Annotated in this window: 4 protein-coding genes; 2 read left to right on the top strand and 2 right to left on the bottom strand. The window is 70.1% G+C overall.

The genetic code is table 11. The features are described from left to right. Window positions 1–252 (bottom strand): inorganic phosphate transporter (locus ACWELQ_RS42855; protein WP_452402709.1); only part of this gene is annotated, 252 nt, incomplete at its 3' end. A gap of 374 nt (window positions 253–626) precedes the next feature. Between ACWELQ_RS42855 and ACWELQ_RS42850 the strand changes: the two genes are divergently transcribed. Both ACWELQ_RS42850 and ACWELQ_RS42845 read left to right on the top strand, forming a co-directional pair. Then, a complete protein-coding gene (locus ACWELQ_RS42850; protein ID WP_452402708.1) occupies window positions 627–1091 on the top strand; it encodes a hypothetical protein in 465 nt (154 codons plus the stop codon). A gap of 72 nt (window positions 1092–1163) precedes the next feature. Continuing rightward, on the top strand, window positions 1164–1742 hold the full coding sequence (locus ACWELQ_RS42845) for a hypothetical protein (protein ID WP_452402707.1): 579 nt from the start codon (window positions 1164–1166) through the stop codon (window positions 1740–1742). A gap of 58 nt (window positions 1743–1800) precedes the next feature. Here ACWELQ_RS42845 and ACWELQ_RS42840 read toward each other — a convergent pair. After that, window positions 1801–2809 (bottom strand): glycosyltransferase (locus ACWELQ_RS42840; RefSeq protein ID WP_452402706.1); only part of this gene is annotated, 1009 nt, incomplete at its 5' end.

Raw genomic sequence — 2809 nt, 5'->3', positions numbered from 1 at the left:
GGCGATCTCTTTGGCGTGGAAGGGATCCCGCACATCGAAGACCCGGATGCCTACCGTCTTCGCGACCTCCACCGACTGGAACGCGCCCACCAGGTTCAGCGCGGCCGACAAGGCCACCGCCACCCGGGGGGAAAGCGCACCGGTCGCAATGGAAGTCGCCATCGCATTGGCGGTGTCATGGAATCCGTTGGTGAAATCGAAGGCCAACGCGGTGACAACCACGATCAACAGAACGAGAAGCTCAGCGCTCACACCTTCAGTGTCACAACGAGATAGCTCGGCCTGAATGGCTCTCGAGCGGAGTTCATCCGAAATTCAGGTGCCTACCCCGGGGCGGTCGCCCCGGGGTACCGCCGCTTACATGCCCGGACAGCAACCGGACATCATCGTGCACATCCAGCTGCAGAACATCGACCATGGGTCCATCGGCGAATCACCTCCTCCCGCGTGATTCGGAGCCGGGCCGCGGCGGGATGTTCAGCGGGGTATCGCCGAGGTGCCTGGGCCTGCCGTGGATGTTCCCCAGCGGGCTACGCCAACAGTGAAATGAGCGGGCGCCGGTGGTGTTTCGTGGCCAGAATGGGCGGGTCAGTGTGGTTGGAATGGAGTGCGGGAGGCGCTGGGAGATGGATGAGGTGCTGCTCACGCCGCCGGATGCCGCCGAGGTGCGGTTCGTGGCGCGGGGCGTGGTGAGTGCGGCGATCGGTGAGGCCGGGCTGACGCCGTTGCAGGAGTTGCTGATTCCGGCGATGTTCCTGTCGATGACGGGGCATCCGGTGGAGCTGGCCGAGGTGCGGCCGATCGGGGCCGCGGAATTCGCGGCGGGAATGGCGCGGCGCAATCGGATCTTCCGGGAGCGGGTGGTGCAGACCATGCTGCTGGCGGCGCTGGTGGTGCGGCCGCTGCCCGAGGCGGTGGCGGATCGGTTGCGGGAGTTCGCGGATGCGCTCGGCGTCGACGACGACATGATCGCGGTGGCGCGGATGTATGCCGAGGGCGCGGTGGATCTCGCGGCGGTCGACTTCTCCCGCAACGGGTATCTGGGCAATCTGGACGCGCTGCGGCTGGACGACCTGCACACCGACGGATAGGACAATTCCTGGAGCGCGGTCACCGACGATCCGGCGCTGGCCGGGCGCTGGGGTGAGCTGTGGGAATTGCCGGTGGGCACGCTGGGTCGTGGCGTCGCCGACTTCTACCGCGACCGTGGTTTCGTCACCCCGGGTCTGGCCGGTTCCGCGCCGCCGCTGCTGGCCCAGCACGATTGGGTGCACGTGCTCGCCGGATACGGCACCACCCTGGAAAACGAGATCGAGGTGTTCGCGTTCATGGCGCGCGCCAATGACGATCCGCGCGCGTTCAGCCTGCTGGCCATGGTCATTTCACTGTTCGAGACCGGGTATCTGAAGGCGGGCGCGGGCCTGTTCGAGGCCGACGAGGGGCATCTGCGCACCAAGGGCATGGCCGAACGGCTCGGCGACGCCATGCGGCGCGGCGCGCTCACCCAGGGCAGCCACGACTTCCTGGACCTGGACTGGTTCTCCCTGGCCGACCGCCCGATCACGGTGGTGCGCAACGAGATCGGGCTGGTGGCCAAGGCCGACACCGCCGTCGCGGCCGGGTCGGCGGGACCATGGCAGCCCGGCGGCATCACCGCGTACCAGCTCAATTCGTCCAAGGCGGCCGCCGAGGCCGAGGGCCGCACCCACATCCCCTGGCAGCCCGACCCGAGCCGCGACTGAGCGACTGCCGAGCCAGGGCCACCCACCGAGGCGGCGCGTCGCCCTAGCCGAGTGCCGTCTAGGCCGAGCCGAGTAGGCCGAGCATGCCGGAAACGGCTGCAGGCCAAGTGAATTGCTCGGCTCGGCTGCGGGCGGCCTGGCGGCGTTCGGCCGGGGGGCGGGCCAGGACGTCGGTGACGGCGGTGGCGAAGGCGCGGGGGTGGTCGGCGGCGACCGCGCCCGCTTCGGCGGTGACGATGTCGGCTAAGGCGGAGGAGCGGCTGGCTACTACCGGGGTGCCTGCGGCGAGGGCTTCCAGGGCGGCGAGGCCGAAGGTTTCGTGGGGGCCGGGGGCCAGGGAGACGTCGGCGGTGGCGAGGAGGGTGGCCAATGCCGGTCTGTCGCTGATGAATCCGGCGAAGTGGACGGTGGGGCGGCCGTCGGGCAGGGGCGGGATGAGGCGGGCCTGGCGTTCGAGGGCGTCGCGGCGCGGGCCGTCACCGGCGACGATCAGGCGGGTGTCGAGGCCGCGTCGACGCAGCGCGCTCACCGCGGCGATGCTGCGGTCGACGCGCTTTTCGAGTGACAGGCGGCCGCAGTGCACGAGCAGCGGGTAGTCGTCCGCGCCGAACTCGGTGCGCAGGCGGTGGTCATGGCGGTCGGGGCGGAACATGTCCAGATCGACGCCGAGCGGGACGAGTTCGACGTTCTCGACGTCGATGCGCTGGAATTCCTCGCGCGCGAACGCGGTGGTGCAGACGACGATGTCGTAGTTCGCGGCGGTGCGGCGGTTGGCGGCGTCGGCGGCGCGGCGGGCGATCGGGCCGGGCAGCACCTGACCGAGCAGGCGGTCGAGGCGCTCGTGGGAGATCATCACGCCCGCGATGTCGCGGCGGCGCGCCCAGCGGCCGAAACCACGCAGTGTCAACCGATCCGACACCTCCAGGACATCCGGGCGCAGCCCCGCCAGGGTGTCGGCGACGCGACGCGGGTCGGCGGCGCGGTAGCCGCCGGTCCACGGAATCTCCGGCGCGGGCAGCGTAATCCGCAGCACCCCACTGCCGAGCAACTCCTCGGAACGCTGCGTA

This window comes from Nocardia sp. NPDC004722, from assembly GCF_053601505.1.
Note: the sequence above shows the minus strand (reverse complement) of the source record. Positions and strands in the feature narration are given on the sequence as shown.

What these genes read in the sequence shown, in the direction of transcription:
- ACWELQ_RS42850 (WP_452402708.1), top strand. Translation starts at nt 627, where the DNA reads ATGGATGAGGTGCTGCTCACGCCGCCGGATGCCGCCGAGGTGCGGTTC.